Origin of the sequence: Bradyrhizobium sp. sGM-13, from assembly GCF_018398875.1 — a bacterium.
Lineage (GTDB): Bacteria > Pseudomonadota > Alphaproteobacteria > Rhizobiales > Xanthobacteraceae > Bradyrhizobium.
On sequence record NZ_JAGWDK010000065.1, the window covers coordinates 1 to 15,663 of the forward strand.

The 15,663-nt window shown below is 57.6% G+C and carries 10 protein-coding genes and 3 pseudogenes; 7 read left to right on the forward strand and 6 right to left on the reverse strand.

Going from position 1 to position 15,663, the window contains the following annotated elements; genetic code table 11:
- Positions 1–479: 479 nt before the first annotated feature.
- Positions 480–734, forward strand: coding sequence for a hypothetical protein (locus tag KJQ96_RS36360; protein ID WP_213290931.1), 255 nt, complete (start codon positions 480–482; stop codon positions 732–734).
- 323 nt (positions 735–1,057) lie between these two features.
- On the opposite strand, the gene KJQ96_RS36365 is transcribed toward KJQ96_RS36360, so the two are convergent.
- The 4 genes from KJQ96_RS36365 to KJQ96_RS36380 form a co-directional block, all read right to left on the reverse strand.
- On the reverse strand, positions 1,058–1,438 hold the full coding sequence (locus KJQ96_RS36365) for a transposase (protein ID WP_213290932.1): 381 nt from the start codon (positions 1,436–1,438) through the stop codon (positions 1,058–1,060).
- Positions 1,435–1,701, reverse strand: a complete 267-nt coding sequence (locus tag KJQ96_RS36370; RefSeq protein ID WP_213290933.1) for a hypothetical protein — start codon at positions 1,699–1,701, stop codon at positions 1,435–1,437. Before KJQ96_RS36370 ends, KJQ96_RS36365 begins: the two co-directional genes overlap by 4 nt.
- A 272-nt stretch (positions 1,702–1,973) precedes the next feature.
- Positions 1,974–4,421 (reverse strand): CoA transferase, encoded by a 2,448-nt coding sequence (locus tag KJQ96_RS36375; protein WP_213290934.1) that lies wholly within the window; start codon positions 4,419–4,421, stop codon positions 1,974–1,976.
- Between the two features lie 151 nt (positions 4,422–4,572).
- A complete protein-coding gene (locus tag KJQ96_RS36380; RefSeq protein ID WP_213290935.1) occupies positions 4,573–4,824 on the reverse strand; it encodes a hypothetical protein in 252 nt (83 codons plus the stop codon).
- 821 nt (positions 4,825–5,645) lie between these two features.
- Here KJQ96_RS36380 and KJQ96_RS36385 point away from each other — a divergent pair.
- Positions 5,646–6,137: a GntR family transcriptional regulator gene (locus KJQ96_RS36385; RefSeq protein ID WP_249734968.1), complete on the forward strand. Its 492-nt coding sequence runs from the start codon at positions 5,646–5,648 to the stop codon at positions 6,135–6,137.
- 560 nt (positions 6,138–6,697) lie between these two features.
- On the opposite strand, the gene KJQ96_RS36390 is transcribed toward KJQ96_RS36385, so the two are convergent.
- A complete protein-coding gene (locus KJQ96_RS36390; protein WP_213290936.1) occupies positions 6,698–7,984 on the reverse strand; it encodes an aminotransferase class I/II-fold pyridoxal phosphate-dependent enzyme in 1,287 nt (428 codons plus the stop codon).
- A gap of 845 nt (positions 7,985–8,829) precedes the next feature.
- On the opposite strand from KJQ96_RS36390, the gene KJQ96_RS36395 reads away from it, so the two are divergent.
- Both KJQ96_RS36395 and KJQ96_RS36400 read left to right on the forward strand, forming a co-directional pair.
- Complete coding sequence (locus KJQ96_RS36395; RefSeq protein ID WP_213290937.1) at positions 8,830–9,825, forward strand: phosphotriesterase; 996 nt, start codon at positions 8,830–8,832, stop codon at positions 9,823–9,825.
- A gap of 977 nt (positions 9,826–10,802) precedes the next feature.
- A complete protein-coding gene (locus tag KJQ96_RS36400; RefSeq protein ID WP_213290938.1) occupies positions 10,803–11,159 on the forward strand; it encodes an SDR family NAD(P)-dependent oxidoreductase in 357 nt (118 codons plus the stop codon).
- On the opposite strand, the pseudogene KJQ96_RS36405 reads toward KJQ96_RS36400, so the two are convergent.
- Positions 11,116–11,962: pseudogene (locus KJQ96_RS36405) on the reverse strand (IS3 family transposase); the annotation flags it as partial. The gene KJQ96_RS36400 and the pseudogene KJQ96_RS36405 overlap by 44 nt on opposite strands.
- 367 nt (positions 11,963–12,329) lie before the next feature.
- Between KJQ96_RS36405 and KJQ96_RS36410 the strand changes: the two are divergent.
- The 3 genes and pseudogenes from KJQ96_RS36410 to KJQ96_RS40900 form a co-directional block, all read left to right on the forward strand.
- On the forward strand, positions 12,330–14,171 hold the full coding sequence (locus tag KJQ96_RS36410) for a hypothetical protein (RefSeq protein WP_213290939.1): 1,842 nt from the start codon (positions 12,330–12,332) through the stop codon (positions 14,169–14,171).
- A 388-nt stretch (positions 14,172–14,559) separates the two neighbouring features.
- Positions 14,560–15,184, forward strand: a pseudogene (locus KJQ96_RS36415) (glycosyltransferase family 2 protein); the annotation flags it as partial.
- Between the two features lie 34 nt (positions 15,185–15,218).
- Positions 15,219–15,567 (forward strand): annotated as a pseudogene (locus tag KJQ96_RS40900) (transposase); the annotation flags it as partial.
- Between the last annotated feature and the right edge of the window lie 96 nt (positions 15,568–15,663).

A 15,663-nucleotide genomic window follows, 5' to 3' on the forward strand; every position in this document is an offset into this window, starting at 1 on the left:
AAAGGAGCGAAACCATGCCGATTCGCAGATCACCCAACGGCGCCCGTCACACCCGTCCACAGGCTGGTCGCGATCGCCCGGAATGGGTGGTCGCGATCAATCGGAACGCCTGGTCGCAATCAATCGGTACAGCCGGTCGTGATCAATCGGAACGCCCGGTCGCGATCGCTCGGTACGCGCACTCGGTATCGAAGCACGGGTCTAGCTAGTACTCGCAGTCTTTGCGGTTTCAAAGAGCGCAAAGCTGTCGCTCCACGATTGAGCGAACATTGAGCAAGAGTGATTTTGCAGTTCCCTCCAGAATTGGTAGGCGAACTCCCTATTCTTTTGCTGTATTCGAGACCGACGCGAGAGGGCCAAGCGTGGGCACACTAACTTAGGCTTCCTGCAGGCTGACACCCTTTAAGATAGCTATAGTTTGGATTTGAGAGCCGTCGACTCAGCCGCATACGTTTCAAAGGCCTTTGAAGGACTATGATGTGAAACTTCTCGAATCTCCTTCGCGCAGCCCCGCGGCGTCAATCGTATTTATTGGAAAGAATCGCCACGGCAACTGGGTGGCCCGCGAACAAAGCGGCGCTTTTGGCGGGATGTTCGTGAACCGCGTCCAAGCGTTTAAGTACGTGCTAATCGAGATTGGCCATCATCCAGAAACCATCGTCGAGGTGTCGCCCCAGATTGAACTCGATATTTTCGAAACTCCGCAGATCGCCGCCACGAGGCGCGAGGCCTGAGACGTCGGCGGAGTTGAACAGAGTTGAGTGGTTGAGGTTTGCTGTGCGTCTACGAGGAGCAGATCGTCAATAGTCGTCCGTTCTTTAATCGCGGGCACGGTGTCAACCCCGATTAGACAAGATGATCCACTGCCGGGTTCATGCTTCTTTCCGCAGTCGTCTCTATCAGGAGCGCCGCATGATGGTGTTCAAGAGGTGCGGCATCTCGATGTGAAGAGCGCGGTGCGTAACGCCCGCAGGGACGACTTCGAGATTGCCAACACCTTCGTTCCGGCAGGGACGCTTGTTCCGCCGAAGGCGGATCTGTATTGGTTTAGACTGGTTCATGCAGTACGCATCTCTGCCTGGAACTCGGTGCCATCAGTCCAGATGCATGCAGGATGACAGCCATTTTGCGAGCGACCGCAACCTGCGCCTTTTGAGCGCCGATGCGTTTGGCCAGCTTGCTGCCCCAGCGCTTGAGCGCCGAACCTTGCCTGAATACGGTCAGCGGGACGTTCGCGGCCTCGAACAAATAAGTTCGAACCTTGGTTGCCGCGCTTGGAGATGCGGCCGGCGCGATCGATCTCACCGGATTGGTTACATCTTGGTGTTAGGCCGAGATGGGCGCCGACGTCGGCGGAATGTCTGAAGCGAGTGGGGTCATCGATGGTGACGACGAAGGACAGGACAGTCAGGGGACCGATACCGGGAACGGTCATCATTCGCCCAATGTTTGGTTGCCTGTTGCTACTGCCAGGAGCTGTCGATCAGATTTTTCAATTTGCTTCAAGCAGGACTGGGCAACGAGCGGCGGCCGCGAAAATACCGTGTAAATCCGGTGCTTCAACGAGCACGGCTTGACTTTGCGAACCAGTTTGGTCGAACCGGCCTTGCCGAGCACTAATACGAGCCCCTTACACTGGCCGCGCATTTGATTGTCGATATCTCGCGGCAAATTCACCAGCTTGGTTCGAGCCGCCGGCATCGAACGGGTCTTCCAGCTCTCCGCCCTTTCACGGAAGCTTCCCGGTACCATCCCAGGCGGGCCATTTCGGTGGCCCTTTGGCATCGTTTGGATCCGACTTGTTGATGCGCATCGACAACGCTGCGTTGGCATGACGCGCATCTAGACAAATAACCGGAACGCCCAGCGCCCTGAGTTGGTGCCAAAGCCGATGAGCGAGCCCGCTTCAAAAACGATCCGCTCAGCATTGCCGGCATGCCGCCGCAAGAGTCATGCGGGGGCGCATTGCCGATTTATCGGTTTGGCCGCATTTTCTTTCTCCTTGTGAGTTCCTCTTCGGAGAGCATCTCCGAACCGATAATGCCTGTCCTCTCCAAGCAAATAATTTCCGCATCGGACAGGCCAAGAAGGTCTGACAGGACCTCTCTGTTGTGCTGTCCGAGAGTCGGTGCAGCTGTGCGGATCGAATAGGGTGCCTCTCCTTCGCGAATTGGCATCGAAGGCTGCGGATGCAAGCCTATGAACCTGCGTTCGATTTCTTGCAGAAATGCGCGTGACTGGAGATGCCCATCCTTGAGCAGATCAATTGGCAGGCGGGCCACGCCAGCGGCCACCTTTACGGCCTGCAACTCGGACATAGCTTGATCCGCGTCGCGGACTAGTGCCCAACGTGCGAGTTCCGTCTCGATAGCATCCTCAACAGCCCGGCGAGTTTCCGTAGCTCTTAGCGATAGGTCCTCTGCCCAGTCAGGTCGGCCAATAAGCAGAGCAAGCCTCTGCCACATGCTCGCGTCCGTCGCTGCTACCATAATCCAGCTGTCCTCACCTGCGCATCGGAAGCAGCCGTGCGGTACAAACTGCGGATGCCGATTGCCGTAACGTATGGCTGAGATACCAGTCGACCGGACCGTGATCCAAGGCGCTGCGAACGGCATCATGCATTCGATCTGTCCTAAGTCGATGAACTGTCCGTGCCCGGTCTTGCGAGCGTGAATCAGGGCAAGCAGAACTGCGGCGCAACCATTCAAGCCGCCGACTGGATCCCCAAAAGCGGGGTGGCTCATCATGGGTGACCCGTCGGGGTGGCCGATCACGCTAGGCAAACCCGATCCCTGCTCGAGAGTCGAGCCGTAAGCTCGGCAGTCGCGGTGGACGCTGTGCGCACCGAAGGCTGACATCGACATCACCACGAGCCGAGGGTTCAATGTTCGAAGCACTTCGTACCCAAGGCCGAGCCTCGCCAGTACATCGACTGAATAGTTGCTGACGACAACATCGGCTCCTATCAAGAGCCTTTTGGCGAGAGCCACCCCTTGTGGTTGCTTCAGGTCGAGCGTAATACCGCGCTTGTTACGGTTCATGATGCAGAAGCGCGCCGTCTTTTCGTACATTTGGCCGCGGACATAATCAGGGCGTCGGTCAATACCGCGCCACCAATCCGGATATTGGATGGCCTCGATCTTGATAACATCCGCGCCGAGATCAGCCAGCGTGCGCGTGCACAACGGGCCAGCCCAACCCATTGAGAAGTCGACGACGCGGATTGGCTGCAATGGGAGCTGGCTGACGTCGATGCGGCCGGAGGAACCAAACGCCGTTGCGGTTAGGTGCCTTCCCAGTTTCGCGAAGGCCTGCTGCTCTCCAGGAGCTGGAACCCTTCCACCCCGGCGCGGCGGCGTTAGCGTCAGCCGCTGCATCGAACCGACCGTCAGCCCTCGTTCTCTGCCAAGCACGACAGGCACGACCGCGCCTCGGGCCCTCTTCTCCGAGTCTTCTAGCAGATCGGATATTGCGGGCACCGGCACCATCGGGATCTTTCGTTTTAGGCCCTCTTCAAACCACTCTTGGGCGGTACGCGCCTTCAGTCTGGGTATAAACTGACGTTCGATCGCTTCCACGCATTGGAGGCGGTCTTCGCCGAGAACGAGCGCCGGGTCGTCGCGCAACCCGGATAGCTCAAGCATATCGCAGAAAGCCCGCCATTGCGCCGGAGTAGCTGTGGTAACGCCGAGCCAACCTTTTTTGGTTTCGTAAATGCCAACCGGAAAGCTCGGCCAGAAGCGATTGACCCCGATCCGGCGCATCACTTCGGTGCGCCCCACCGCCTCCGACATGAGAAATTCGCTAACAGCGAGGATGGATTCGTAGATGCTGAGCGACCAAGATCGACCTGCCCCGTATTCCATTCGCGCGATCTCCGACGAGGCCGCCGCGATGAAGCCCCAGAGTCCGGCGAGGATACCAGTCTGAAAATCCGGCGCATGCAATGGCGGCCCCTCGACCGAACCCACCAGCTTGACGAGGCCGGCGAGCGCGCGAACTGTTGAATCTGTTGCCGCAAATCCTGCATAAGGGCCCTCGCGGCCAAACCAGCTCGCAGTGAGGTATATCAATTGGGGCCGCCGCTCGCGGATAGCGGGGACATCGATCGACGGGCAATCCGCGCGATCGACGTCACGGCCGTCGATCAAAATGTCACAACCTTCAATCAGATCCGCCAATCGGTCGACCGCGTCCCGGTCTTTCGCATCGATGATGGTGCTTGACTTATTGAAGTTCAGAAAGGCGAACCACGCGCTCTGGCTGCTACGCGTCAGCGGCGCGCTTCTGCGAAGTGGATCGCCGGCTGGCGGCTCGACTTTTTGAACATCGGCGCCGAAATCGGCAAACAAGCGCGCGCAGTAGCTCGTTGCGGCCGAGCTACCGATCTCGACGACCCTCAGATGCGATAGTATTCCCATGGCGGGCTCCAATTAATTGGCCACGCAAATGCGTCGCAAATCTTGTCTTGCCGACGCGGGCCTGTAACTCCAAAGAGAGAGAGAGAGAGAGAGAGAGAGAGAGAGAGAGAGAGACTTTTCCTTTCAGGAACCACTTATCGGCGGCCGACTGCTAGAGTGATACGAAAAAAGCGCGGATCGGCCTTGATGCAACGTTGCGCTTCGACGCTTGGCACACCGCATCTGGAATATCGACCAACCCTCGAACCAAGGCCGACCCGGACGACATCTTCACAAGGTTGAGGCAAATAGGAATCACTGCGAAAGGCCACGCGTTGCGGCGCCGATAGATCACGGGCAAGCGCGGCATTCGCAATTGGAGAATCATGCCCAGAACTGCAGAAGCCGCCTTCACGGCAATCATTAGGCTCTTCTTGTCTGCTCCTTGTTATCACTGCCCGTAAATTGGCGTTCAGCTGCTGACGGTCTCCACCAAGAGCTAGCAACGAGCGTGCCAGCCCGCTTCAATAGCAAGGTTCTGTCTGCAGATACACGGCTCCGCTCGCCCCACAGTACTGTTCCGAGCTCGACCGCGCGAGACAGACGCGAGCGTTACGATCTAGCGCTGACGCCCCCCAATAGCAGCATCGTCGGTAGGCACTCTCAGTTCCGCCTTTTGGCGCGACCGCTGATCAGGCAAAGCCTTGTGCCAGACGACCGAGCGGTTTCGCGAAGTCCCTCTATGGTTAAACCGCTCGAATTCCACAGTTCAATGATGCCTCTCATGCCCGACTCTGATCCGTTATTTTGGATAGCAACAACTCTGTGGTACGCTTATAAGATCGAGCGCAATTGGCCGTATATCGCCGAACCCATGTTGAGCGACTTGGTGATGAGGTGACCAGTCTACGCTGCCCGAATCTCAAGGAAGTGATCAATCTCGTCAGGTGTGACATTCATTCGTCGCCATGCCCGCCAGCATAAATGTCTCGCTTGGCACTCTCGTGTCACAACTCCGACAGAGTGTGGCAAGGCCATTCCATACAGGTGTTGCAGAGCTCCGGATTTCTCTCGCAAAGTGACCCACGATAGCTCCTGCAGATGGCATGATTATTGCTGATGACAACGAGCCTCCGCAGGGCGTGCCGTTCGTCTCAGTGTTCACACGAGTCGTTGGATCCATACTGGCCCAGTAAAGCGACATTGCTCCGCACCGCGACAAGATCGTTCAATTTCAGAATTCTGATGCAAGAGCTGCTCTCTATGTTGTCTGGATCACTTGAGTTGCAGGCGGCAAGAACGCCCCCGAAGACGGCACTATTTCCAATCGATCGTCATCAACTCAGTCTCGGCGAGCTCGCCTACACTTCGCTGAAGGAAGCCATCGTTCGGGGGCATTTTCGGGCCGGCCAGAAGCTGACCGTCCGCAGGGTTGCTGAAGCTCTCAGCATTAGTACCTCACCGGCCCGCGATGCGATCATGCGATTGATCGGCGAGGGAGCACTTGCCAATGCCGGACCCAAGACCGTGATTGTGCCGATCCTGACTTTAGCCGCGCTGGACGAGGTGACTTCAATTCGACTGGTGCTTGAGCCACTCGCTGCGGGCATTGCTGCGGAGCGTATAGCTGGCGACTCCGTTGAAGGGCTAAAGAAACTGCAGGCGCAAAGTACCAGTATGCTTGATGCTACCAATCATGCTGCCACACTAAGGGCAGACAAGTCGTTCCACTTTTGAGTGTACGAAAGTGCACAAATGCCTCGGCTGCTAGCAATGATCGAATCGCTTTGGATGCGAATTTGGCCTTCGCTGAGCGAACTTAGCTCGAACATTGCAGACCGGCGGGCTGATGCTGTCAACCACATGCAAGCAATAGCCGGCCTTGAGGACCGTGACAAGACGCGCGTCCAGGCTGCAATAGACAAAGATATTCGAGAGGCGTGCCATCGGTTGGTGGGGCGCATCAAACAACAGCGAGCATGATACGGGCGGATTTCAACGACTTGAGCGCCTATTCAAAGAGATTCGTGAAGGCGAGTCATTGACTGCCCCGGAGGAAGATGCCTCTTCGGCTCTGGTTCGACGGACCCCCTCGTTGGCTTGAATCATCGCGCGAGAATCGACCTCGCTGCTACACCACGCCGAACCTGATCTCTTAAATGTCTCGTTCAAGAATTCATAGACCTGAGGGCAAAGCGTCCAACACATTAACTCGCAGGTGCCGTTGCTCCTGGCATCTCGGCCCAGGCATTCTCTTCTTGCGGTATGGATAGAAGCGGTGTCTTGTTGCTATCACGTCATGCCATTTTTCCCTGTAGCGGTTGCGTTCGCGAGATGCAGTCGCAGAGCCGCTCTATGTCGCGAACTTCATGATCGGCCGTAATGCATACTCGAATCCCTGCCCTTCCTTGCGCGACCGTCGGGAAAAATGTGACTGAGGTATAAAAACCAGCGTCCAGAAGTTCTCTAGCGGTTGCAATCGCATTGGCTTCCGATCCAGTCGTGATCATTCTGATCGGAAGCGAATTGCCTCGCTCGGCGGTTGCGATACGACGATCAAATAATTCGATCCGTCGCGCTAGCCGCGCTTGTCGTTCACTCAGTTCTGCGGAGAGGTGGATTTTGCAGGAGCCAAGCGCGGCCCCAACCGCCGCTAGATTGGGGGCCACTGAGAACGCATAAGGAATGGCATACCGCCGAAACAGAGCCTCCTGCTCGTGCGTTCCGAGCATCAACATGCCGCCCGACGCACCGAAGCCCTTCCCTAACGAGGCTGCTATGATCGTGCGTTCATCGAGCTCTTGAGGAAATTGAGAGCGGGCAAAGCCTTGCCCCTTGCGTCCGAACAATGAGATGCCATGAGCATCGTCGATATATAAAAACAGTCCGTAACGCTCCTGAAGGCGTCGCAGCTCCTGTACGGGTGCATTGCCTCCCATGGAGTAGACACCGTCGCATATGTAAGCAACGACCGAATGTTCACGGCAAAGATCCTCAAGCGCGTCAATGTCGTTGTGAGCGATGGTTTCCACCCGCGTTTCGTCAGCCACCACAGCCTTGTGATAGGCAAGCGATATGTGGGCTATGCGGTCGAACACAACGACAGGCTTCCTTCCACCCGTTAACTGGCCGGACGCGAGGAGGGGCATCACACCCAGATTAGCGAGCATAACAGTCGAAAATGCAAGCACGCGAGCGCCGAACATCTCCGACAGGGTCGCTTCAAGCTCTCCCAGAAGATCGAAATTGAGGCGAGTTCGCGCACATGACCAATGCAATGAATGATGGGCTTCGATGGCCTCGATGGCGCCTGCGACAACCGCCGGATGGTTGTCGAGACCCAGATAGGAGCAACGCACAAAATCGACTATCTGCTCTCTTCTGTCGAGCGGACCCGTACCTAAAGCAAAGGCGCGTCCGGTCATAGAACGTCCCTGTATGCCCATGAGACCAGCCGCGTGGGCCGCATCGAAGTACCCCCGGCTCTCACTAATCACGTAGGGCGTATTGCGAAATTGTCCGGTGCGATGTCCATCGGAGACGCGGCGTTTCTTTTCTTGTCCATTTTGGTCTTTGCCCAACATGCACGCCCTCCTCAGAACCCCAACGCGATCGCATACTTGCGAATCTACGAAGCGCGGCAGCGCGGCTCGTGTCACAATAATCACGGATCACGCCGCATAGGCAGCTACCAGATCGAACAGGTTAGATGAAAGGGCTATAAGGTCGCTAGTTTGTAACATCGATCCCCTGAACGCCGGTGGTGCTTAGAAAAAGTGACCTGGGACGGAATTGCCAGTTATAGAACCGCTCTACTTGGCCTGCCCGACAAGCGGCGCGGTCGTGTCCTCAGTGATGGTGGCCCGGTAAGCTATAGCCGCGTAGCGCTGCCTTCGCTGTGAGGCAGCGCCGAGGCGGCGCATGCTGCCGAGTTTCGCCGACTGCCACGTGGGCACTACCGCACCTTTTGCGAAACGGCACGAACCGCGGTCCAGAATGGCATTGCCTTATTGCCCTTCGGGCACATCAGCAAAATCGCCTCGGAAGCGGCGGGCGTGACACATCCTTGAGCCAGGCTGAGAACGAGTGCGAAATCGTCGGGCGTCATGCTGCATGCATATCGCGCCTCCTTCTCGAGTTCCGAGGTAAAGCGCACGACAACGTTGCAACTACAAGAAGCGGTAGTTGTATGCATAGCAGCCGGCTGACACGCTCAAAGTCAGGTGGCGTGATGCAGCTCGGTTGACGACTCGCCTGAGATGCGCTGACGCCCGAAAGGGACGCATGGTCGTTCGCAATGAGCGCGCGGTTACTAGTTCCATAAATGGATTCTTACTCCCTACCGCTACAATAAAACAAAGCTGCGCATCATGACTCACAGCCGCGCTTCAATGCAACAAGACATTACTACCGCGAGGAGAAGCAACGCATGATGGTGCAGACCGTGACAGGGCCAATCCCAGCTGAGCGCCTGGGTCGCACTCTGATGCACGAGCATCTGTTTATCGCCTTTCCTGGCGCGTCCTATGATCCCCTCGCGAAAGTCGATCGCACGGCGTTTATCAAAGACGCAGTCCAGCGGGTGTTGAAGTTACGCCTTGAATATGGGGTGCACACGTTCGTCGACCCCTGTCCAATTGAACTCGGCCGCGACGCCACCATAATGAAGGAGATTTCCGAACGATCCGGCATGCAAATCGTCTGCACCACTGGATTTTACTACGAGGAGATGGGGCTTCCGAGTTACTGGCGCGCACGTAGCGTTGATGAAATCGCTGAGCTTTACATCAGCGAGATTACTAAGGGCATCGGCGACACTGGTGTGAGGGCAGGCGCGATCAAGGTCTCTACCGGCGCCCCAGCCATCACAGCACAAGAAACCAGATTCGTCTCCGCCGCCTGCATCGCACACAGGGCGACGGCAGTTCCGATCATTACCCACACGACACGCGGCTGTGCTGGACCGGAACAACAGCAGCTATTCGCCGAAGCCGGGGTTGCCCTCCACCGCTGTCTCATTGGCCATAGCTGCTGCAACCCGGATCCAGCTTACCATCGCCGTATTGTCGACGCTGGCTCCTACATCGGGTTCGATCAAATCGGGATGTTCTATCATCGGACGGACGAGGCGCGCGCAGACAATTTGGTGCAGCTCGTGCGCGAGGGGTTTCGTGCGCAAATCATGATGAGCATGGACCGATTCTGCGCCAGACTCGGCAAGTTCAGTTTTCATGCCACCGCAGAGCATATCGCAAAGGTCGAATACCTGAAGTCGCAGGGTCTCTATCAGGCCCACACCTACATGTTCACAGACTTCATCCCCATGATACGCGCACGCGGTGTCAGCCAGGAGGACATCGACTCCATCTTGGAGGATAACCCGCGAAGGTTCTTTGCCGGCGACCATTTGACGGTCGGGTCGTGACGTAGGCAGGGGCATTTTCATCTAAGCGCGACCTTGCGCCGAACGGAGCGGCAAACATACAACACTCGCCGGCGCACCTCGACAAGAAGAGCCGCAGGTTCTTTCCCAACGCCGCGAGCTGTTTGCGGGTTTGATCGTGGGCTCGTCCGGCGCGACGGAGGCCTTGTTCGAGGATCACCGCTAGCTGGCCAATCTGTTCGAGCAAGGACAGCAGGCGCTAAAGCGGGCGCCGTGACCATCCTCAAGTCTATCCAAGTTAAAGGCCATCCGCGGCTCCTCCAACCTCGATACCCTGCTGCGCTTCCTCGAGCGAGCATCGACAGCGCTTTACAGAAGACGGTTGTACCGGCCGCCTGATCGATCATGCAGGAGTTTGCCCACAGAACTCCCTAGCGCGATCTGGATCTCCGGGGCAGGACTCGGTCAGTCGGCCAGCGGCTGTAATCTACGCCCCCAAGCCACCGTCTAGCCGGACGACGCGGTCCATAGGCTTAGTTCGCACCACGTGATCCCGACCACAGCCTCGCTCCGCTTCGGACGCATTGACGAACTGCTGCCTGGCTCGCTCCCACGCCCTGAAGACAATCGCCCGCCGAGGACGTCCTCGCTAAGGGCCATCGCGGGATCCGTACAGAACCGCCGGAGGCTCGTCACCTCGAAGTTCAGTCGCCCAAGGCGCTACCAAATCCGGGAGTTGACGTCGCGCGCCTTGGTGGACCGTAAAACATTCGCCTGACGTTGATCACGCGAGACCTAGGTGTGGGATGCAGGCTCGACAGCCTCGGAAATCCGCCATGAGTGCTGGTCGGAGAGATCTGAAGAAGAGTCCGAGGCTGCCGAATAGCCAGACGGGCTTACTCCCGATGGAAGCCGCTTAACTTGGGCGCGCACCGCGAGGCACTTTACAGGACGTAGATGATGTGGGCAATCAAGTGGCTGTGGTCACGGGCGGTTCCAGGGTATAAGCAACCGCGCTCTTGCTGGCGAAGCGCGGCGCTGCGGTGTGTGTGACCTATACAGAGCGTGCCGAGGCGTCCGAACAAGTTGCGGCCGAGATCAGGGCCGTTGGTGGTCGTGCTATGGTCGTAGGCGCGGACGTGGCGGATGTTACATCCGCTCGATCAATGATCGCGCAGACCGAGACGCAGTTTGGTCCGGCAACGATCCTCGTTAACAACGCCGGGGTGCTGTATCAGGCGACGCTCGACACGTTCGATTATAACAATTTTGAGTACATGCGTCGAGTTAATGCAGACGGAATCATTCATACAACACGCGCCGTAATGACAAAACGCGGCTCTGATCGGCCCATGTCAGGATGGCGTTGCTGGTGAGCACGCTGCCGTTGTCGCTGACTTCGGCTTGCCGCGCTCAATCACCAGCCGGTCCAGTTCCCGCGCCACCCGAGTGACGGAGAGCGAGCTGTCGGCCACCAGCGCCAAACACTCGCGGGTGCAGTCGTCGACCACGGTCAGGACACGGAAGCGGCGGCCGCCAGTGAGCTGATCCGACGCGAAGTCGAGCGACCAGCGCTCGTTGGGCGCCATCGGCACCATCATCGGTGCTCTGGTCCCAATTGCCCGCTTGCGACCGCCGCGGTGACAGACTGCAAGCTTCTCTTCCCGGTACAGCCGGAACAGTTTCTTGTGGTTGCTCAGATAGCCTTCGCGCTTGAGCAGAACATGCAGGCGCCGATAGCCGAAGCGGCGGCGTTCCTTGGCGATCACCCACATGCCCTGGCGAAAGCCGGCATCGTCCACCCGGGTCGTCTGCTATCTTATCGTCATCAGCCGATGGCTTTACACGCCCGCCGTTTGCTCATCCCGAATGCTTTTCGCAGATGAGCGACAGCTTTCCGCTTTCCCGCGGGCGTCCCATTTCTTTCCCAAGAGGTCCTTCAGCGCCGCATTGTCCAGCATGGCGTCAGCCAGCAACCGTTTCAGACGCATGTTCTCGTCCTCCAGCGTCTTCAACCGCTTGGCCTCCGAGACCTCCAGCCCGCCGAACTTGGCTTTCCACTTGTAGATGCTGGCGTCGCTGACGCCATGCTTGGACAAAGATCGGCGACCGAAACGCGGGCCTTATGCTCCTTCAAAATCCCGATGATCTGCTCTTCCGAAAAGCGATTGCGCTTCATGCTCTGGTCCTTGTCGTGGGCCAGAACGAACTTCAAACTGGATAAGCCCGCGGGGGCAACGTCAGGGCGCCTGAACTACCGCGTTTCCGGCAGATCTCGGCAGCCCAGACCTTCGTCATTGGCCTACTTCAAACTAACCGTCTTTTGGGTTTGGAGACTTTTGAGCCTTGATGTCTTCCGCTCCTCCCAACCAGGAGATTCGGCAGCGCACTCAAACAAAATGGACCAGTTTGCCTGGGATCAGATCAAAAGGTGATGGGACTCTACCAATTCTTGGGGGAGATTGCGGCGCTCAGTTCAGTTAGAAGCCATCACGGCTGATATCCATAGGAATGGGCCTCCTCTAACGAGGCTATCAGGAGGGCCTATGCCGAGAGATAATCGCTTTGCCAACAGAGGGACGTTATCGGTCTTGATGGATCGGACTTTGTTGGCGCTGTCCGCGGTGACGACAGTAATCCTTTTTGGCTCGGTTCTGTACTACAGCAGTTTCGGTCTGCTTCTCAGCGACGAAGGTTTCTACCTTAACTTCATGGCGAACCCATTCCCCTACACAACCAACCTTTCGACGACTCTTTTCGGTTTTGTCTTTCACTACCCATATCAGTGGGCCGCTGGCGACATCACAGTGCTTCGCATGGCAAACTTCACGGTCGCTATGGCGCTGGGCTGGATTCTCAGCGTTCTTATGATCCAGCGCTTCTGGAAAGTAGACTGGTCGCATGCGGCGGTGCTATCGGCAGGAACCGCCAGTTTGGCATTGGTCTCCGTTCCGGTCTGGGCACGCATCCCGAGCTACTACACGCTGAGCATTCAATCCCTATTTATGGTGATGATCGGCTTGCTGCTAGCTGATCGGCCAGAGCGCATCCGCCATATATTGGGAGGGATCCTGGTGGGCGTCGGCGGCTGGTGCTGCTTCATGGCCAAGCCGACCACCGCTGCGGCCATTGCCCTTGTGGTTGTGCTCTACGTCGTCGTTTTCCGCCGAAAATTGCTGCTGCCCATGCTTGGCGCCGCACTGGTTGCTCTCGCTCTTCTGATCATCACCGCCTACTTGATCGATGGCGGCATCACCGGGTTGGTAATCCGTATGATCAACAGCGCTGAAATGGAGGTCTTGCTGGGTGCCGGGCACGAGGTATCTCTCATGTTTCGGATCGACTGGCTCCCCACCAGTATTTCACAACTCGCCCTCGCTGCGCTAATAGCGATAGCTCTTTTGTTCATCATTCTGATCGGATCCACGTACAAGTTGCTCCCATTGCTAGTCCTCGCCCCCGTGTTGATCGTAAGCATAGCAATCGCGCTGCTGGGGACGGACACGATCATCATCAAGGGCTCGACTGTGTTCCTGGTACTGGCCTTCACATGCTTGGGCGCGATATTCTATCGAGACGGATTTGTTTTGCGCACCCAGGCTCCCGCCAGCATCGCTCTAGCACTAATCTTTTTGGTCTTGCCGCACCTGTTCGCACTCGGCTCCGTTCTCAATTACTGGTCCCTCGGTTCGCAGGCTGCCTTGTTCTGGATGCTCGCGGCCGTGGCCTTCCTGAGCCCTCTTGCGCAACAGGGACGCAGCGTCGCAACCCTACTGCCCCTGACCGTCTTGGCGCAGTTGCTAACTGCATCAGTGGTCAATATTGGCATGCTTAAGCCGTATCGTCAGGTGCGCAATCTGCGTACTTATACTGCCGTAACGCTCCTGCCGGGTGGTGGAGAACTGGTGCTCTCTCAGCCCTTCCACGACTATCTGGTCACGGCAAGAGCCCAGGCCCAGGCGGCCGGCCTTAAATTCGGCATGCCGATGATCGATCTCTCCGGCCGCTCACCTGGCCTGCTATATGTGCTCGAGACGCGAGCGCTCGGTCAACCATGGCTAATCGGTGGATATCCCGGCAGTAGTGCAGTCGCGGTGGAAACGCTCGGACTAGAGAATTGCACCGATCTAGCCAAAGCCTGGGTACTGATCGAGCCGGAGGGTTGGCGTCATCTTGATCACGTCAGCGTCATGGCCTCGTTTGGAGCCGGTGTGGCGGACTACGTCGCCGCCGCCATGTTCGAAACGCCGGTCAACGATGAGGATGAGGACGATCCGAATGTCCACAGGCAGTTTTTGTTCAAGCCGTTACGCCCCGCCGCGCTGGCAGAGCAGTCCTGTCATGAAGCCAGGCGACACCGGCCGGCTAGCGAAAAATGGAAGCGGTGATCCTTACGGGCCGCCTTCGGATCTCCTCGGGCCCCCTCGTTCAACCTAGCCCATGATCGAGATCGTCAGCAGGTTTGAATTTGTGGCATATCGTCAAGATCGAGTCGCGCCACAGCATCAACATTTGGTGCGGCTAGAATGGCCATTTGGTCAGGGAATACTTCGCCAACTACCACTTTACGCATCTGCGTTGGTCGGTTTCACGGAACCGATTGGATTGTTCTCACTGGACAGAGAGAGGGGGAGCCGACGGCGTCGCAAGCCAGTTGAGAGACTGCCAAGTCGGATCCCGGATGAGGCGTTCTGGGCGCGGTCGAGGCTATTGATCCCGCCCGTCCTCGTGACGAACATAACCAACCATGTTCTATGAATGTTGGGAATCTGATCGATGATGCTCGGTAGCGACGTCTCGAGCCTGTCCACGACAGCGGTGACTGCCGCGGCGCAAGGGCTGTCGATTGTCGTCCCCGCACATAGCGAGGCCGCGGGACTTGCCGCGCTGCATCGGCGAATTTGCATCTCGCCAAAGTGCTGCGGCAGCGTCATGAACTCGCTTGCGAGGTAGTCTATGTCGATGACGTTCAAGCGACGCGACGCTTTCGATCGCGCGTACGCTGCCGGCTGACTCCCTCGACGTCCAAGTGGTTTCGCTGTCGCGCAATATCGGCAAGGAAGCCGCGCTCGACAACGCCCGCCGCGGGCCGCAGTGCTGTTCATGGACGGGGACGGCCAGCATCCGCCAGCGCTGGTACAGCAGCTCGTTAGCCACTGGAGAGAAGGCGGCTATGACGTGGTATATACCGCCAAAGCCCATCGCGAAAATGAATCCTTTTGCGACGCCTCGCAGTGCACGGCTTCTATGCCCTGATCAATTGGGGTGCGCGGCAGAAGATTCGGGAAGACGCAGGCGACTTCCGGCTGCTCTCGCCGCGCGCGGTCGCCGGTCTCCGGCGGCTCCCCGAGCGCGACCGCTTCTTCAAAGGGCTCGCGACTGGATCGGCTTCCGCCAGATTTGAAGCTCGTTCTGGCCCAGACGAGGACCAGAGCATGAAGGATAACCGCCTTTCGGAAGAGCAGATCATCGGGATTTTTAAAAGAAGAGGCTCGGGTTTCGGTCGCCCGCTTGTCCCGCAAGCGTAGCGCCAACGACGCGAACATTTACAATGGAAAGCCAAGTTCGGCGGGATGAAGTCTCGCGGCCAAGCGGCTGAAGATGTTGGAGCATGAGAACACACGGCTGAAGCGGTTGCTGGCGAGTGCGATGCTGGACAATGCGGCGCTGAGGACTCTTGGCAAACAAGTGGTGACGCTCGCACGGACGCGAAAAGCTGTTGCCGACATAGTGGACGCCTACGGGATGAGCAAACGGAGAGCATGTAAAGCCATCGGCTTCTGCGTATCAGTCCGGTGAAGCTTTCAATTACCCACAAATTCTCCTCCGACCATGGCGCCCAGCGCGATGTCAGTGAGGCGTGACAGCCCGCGCCACATA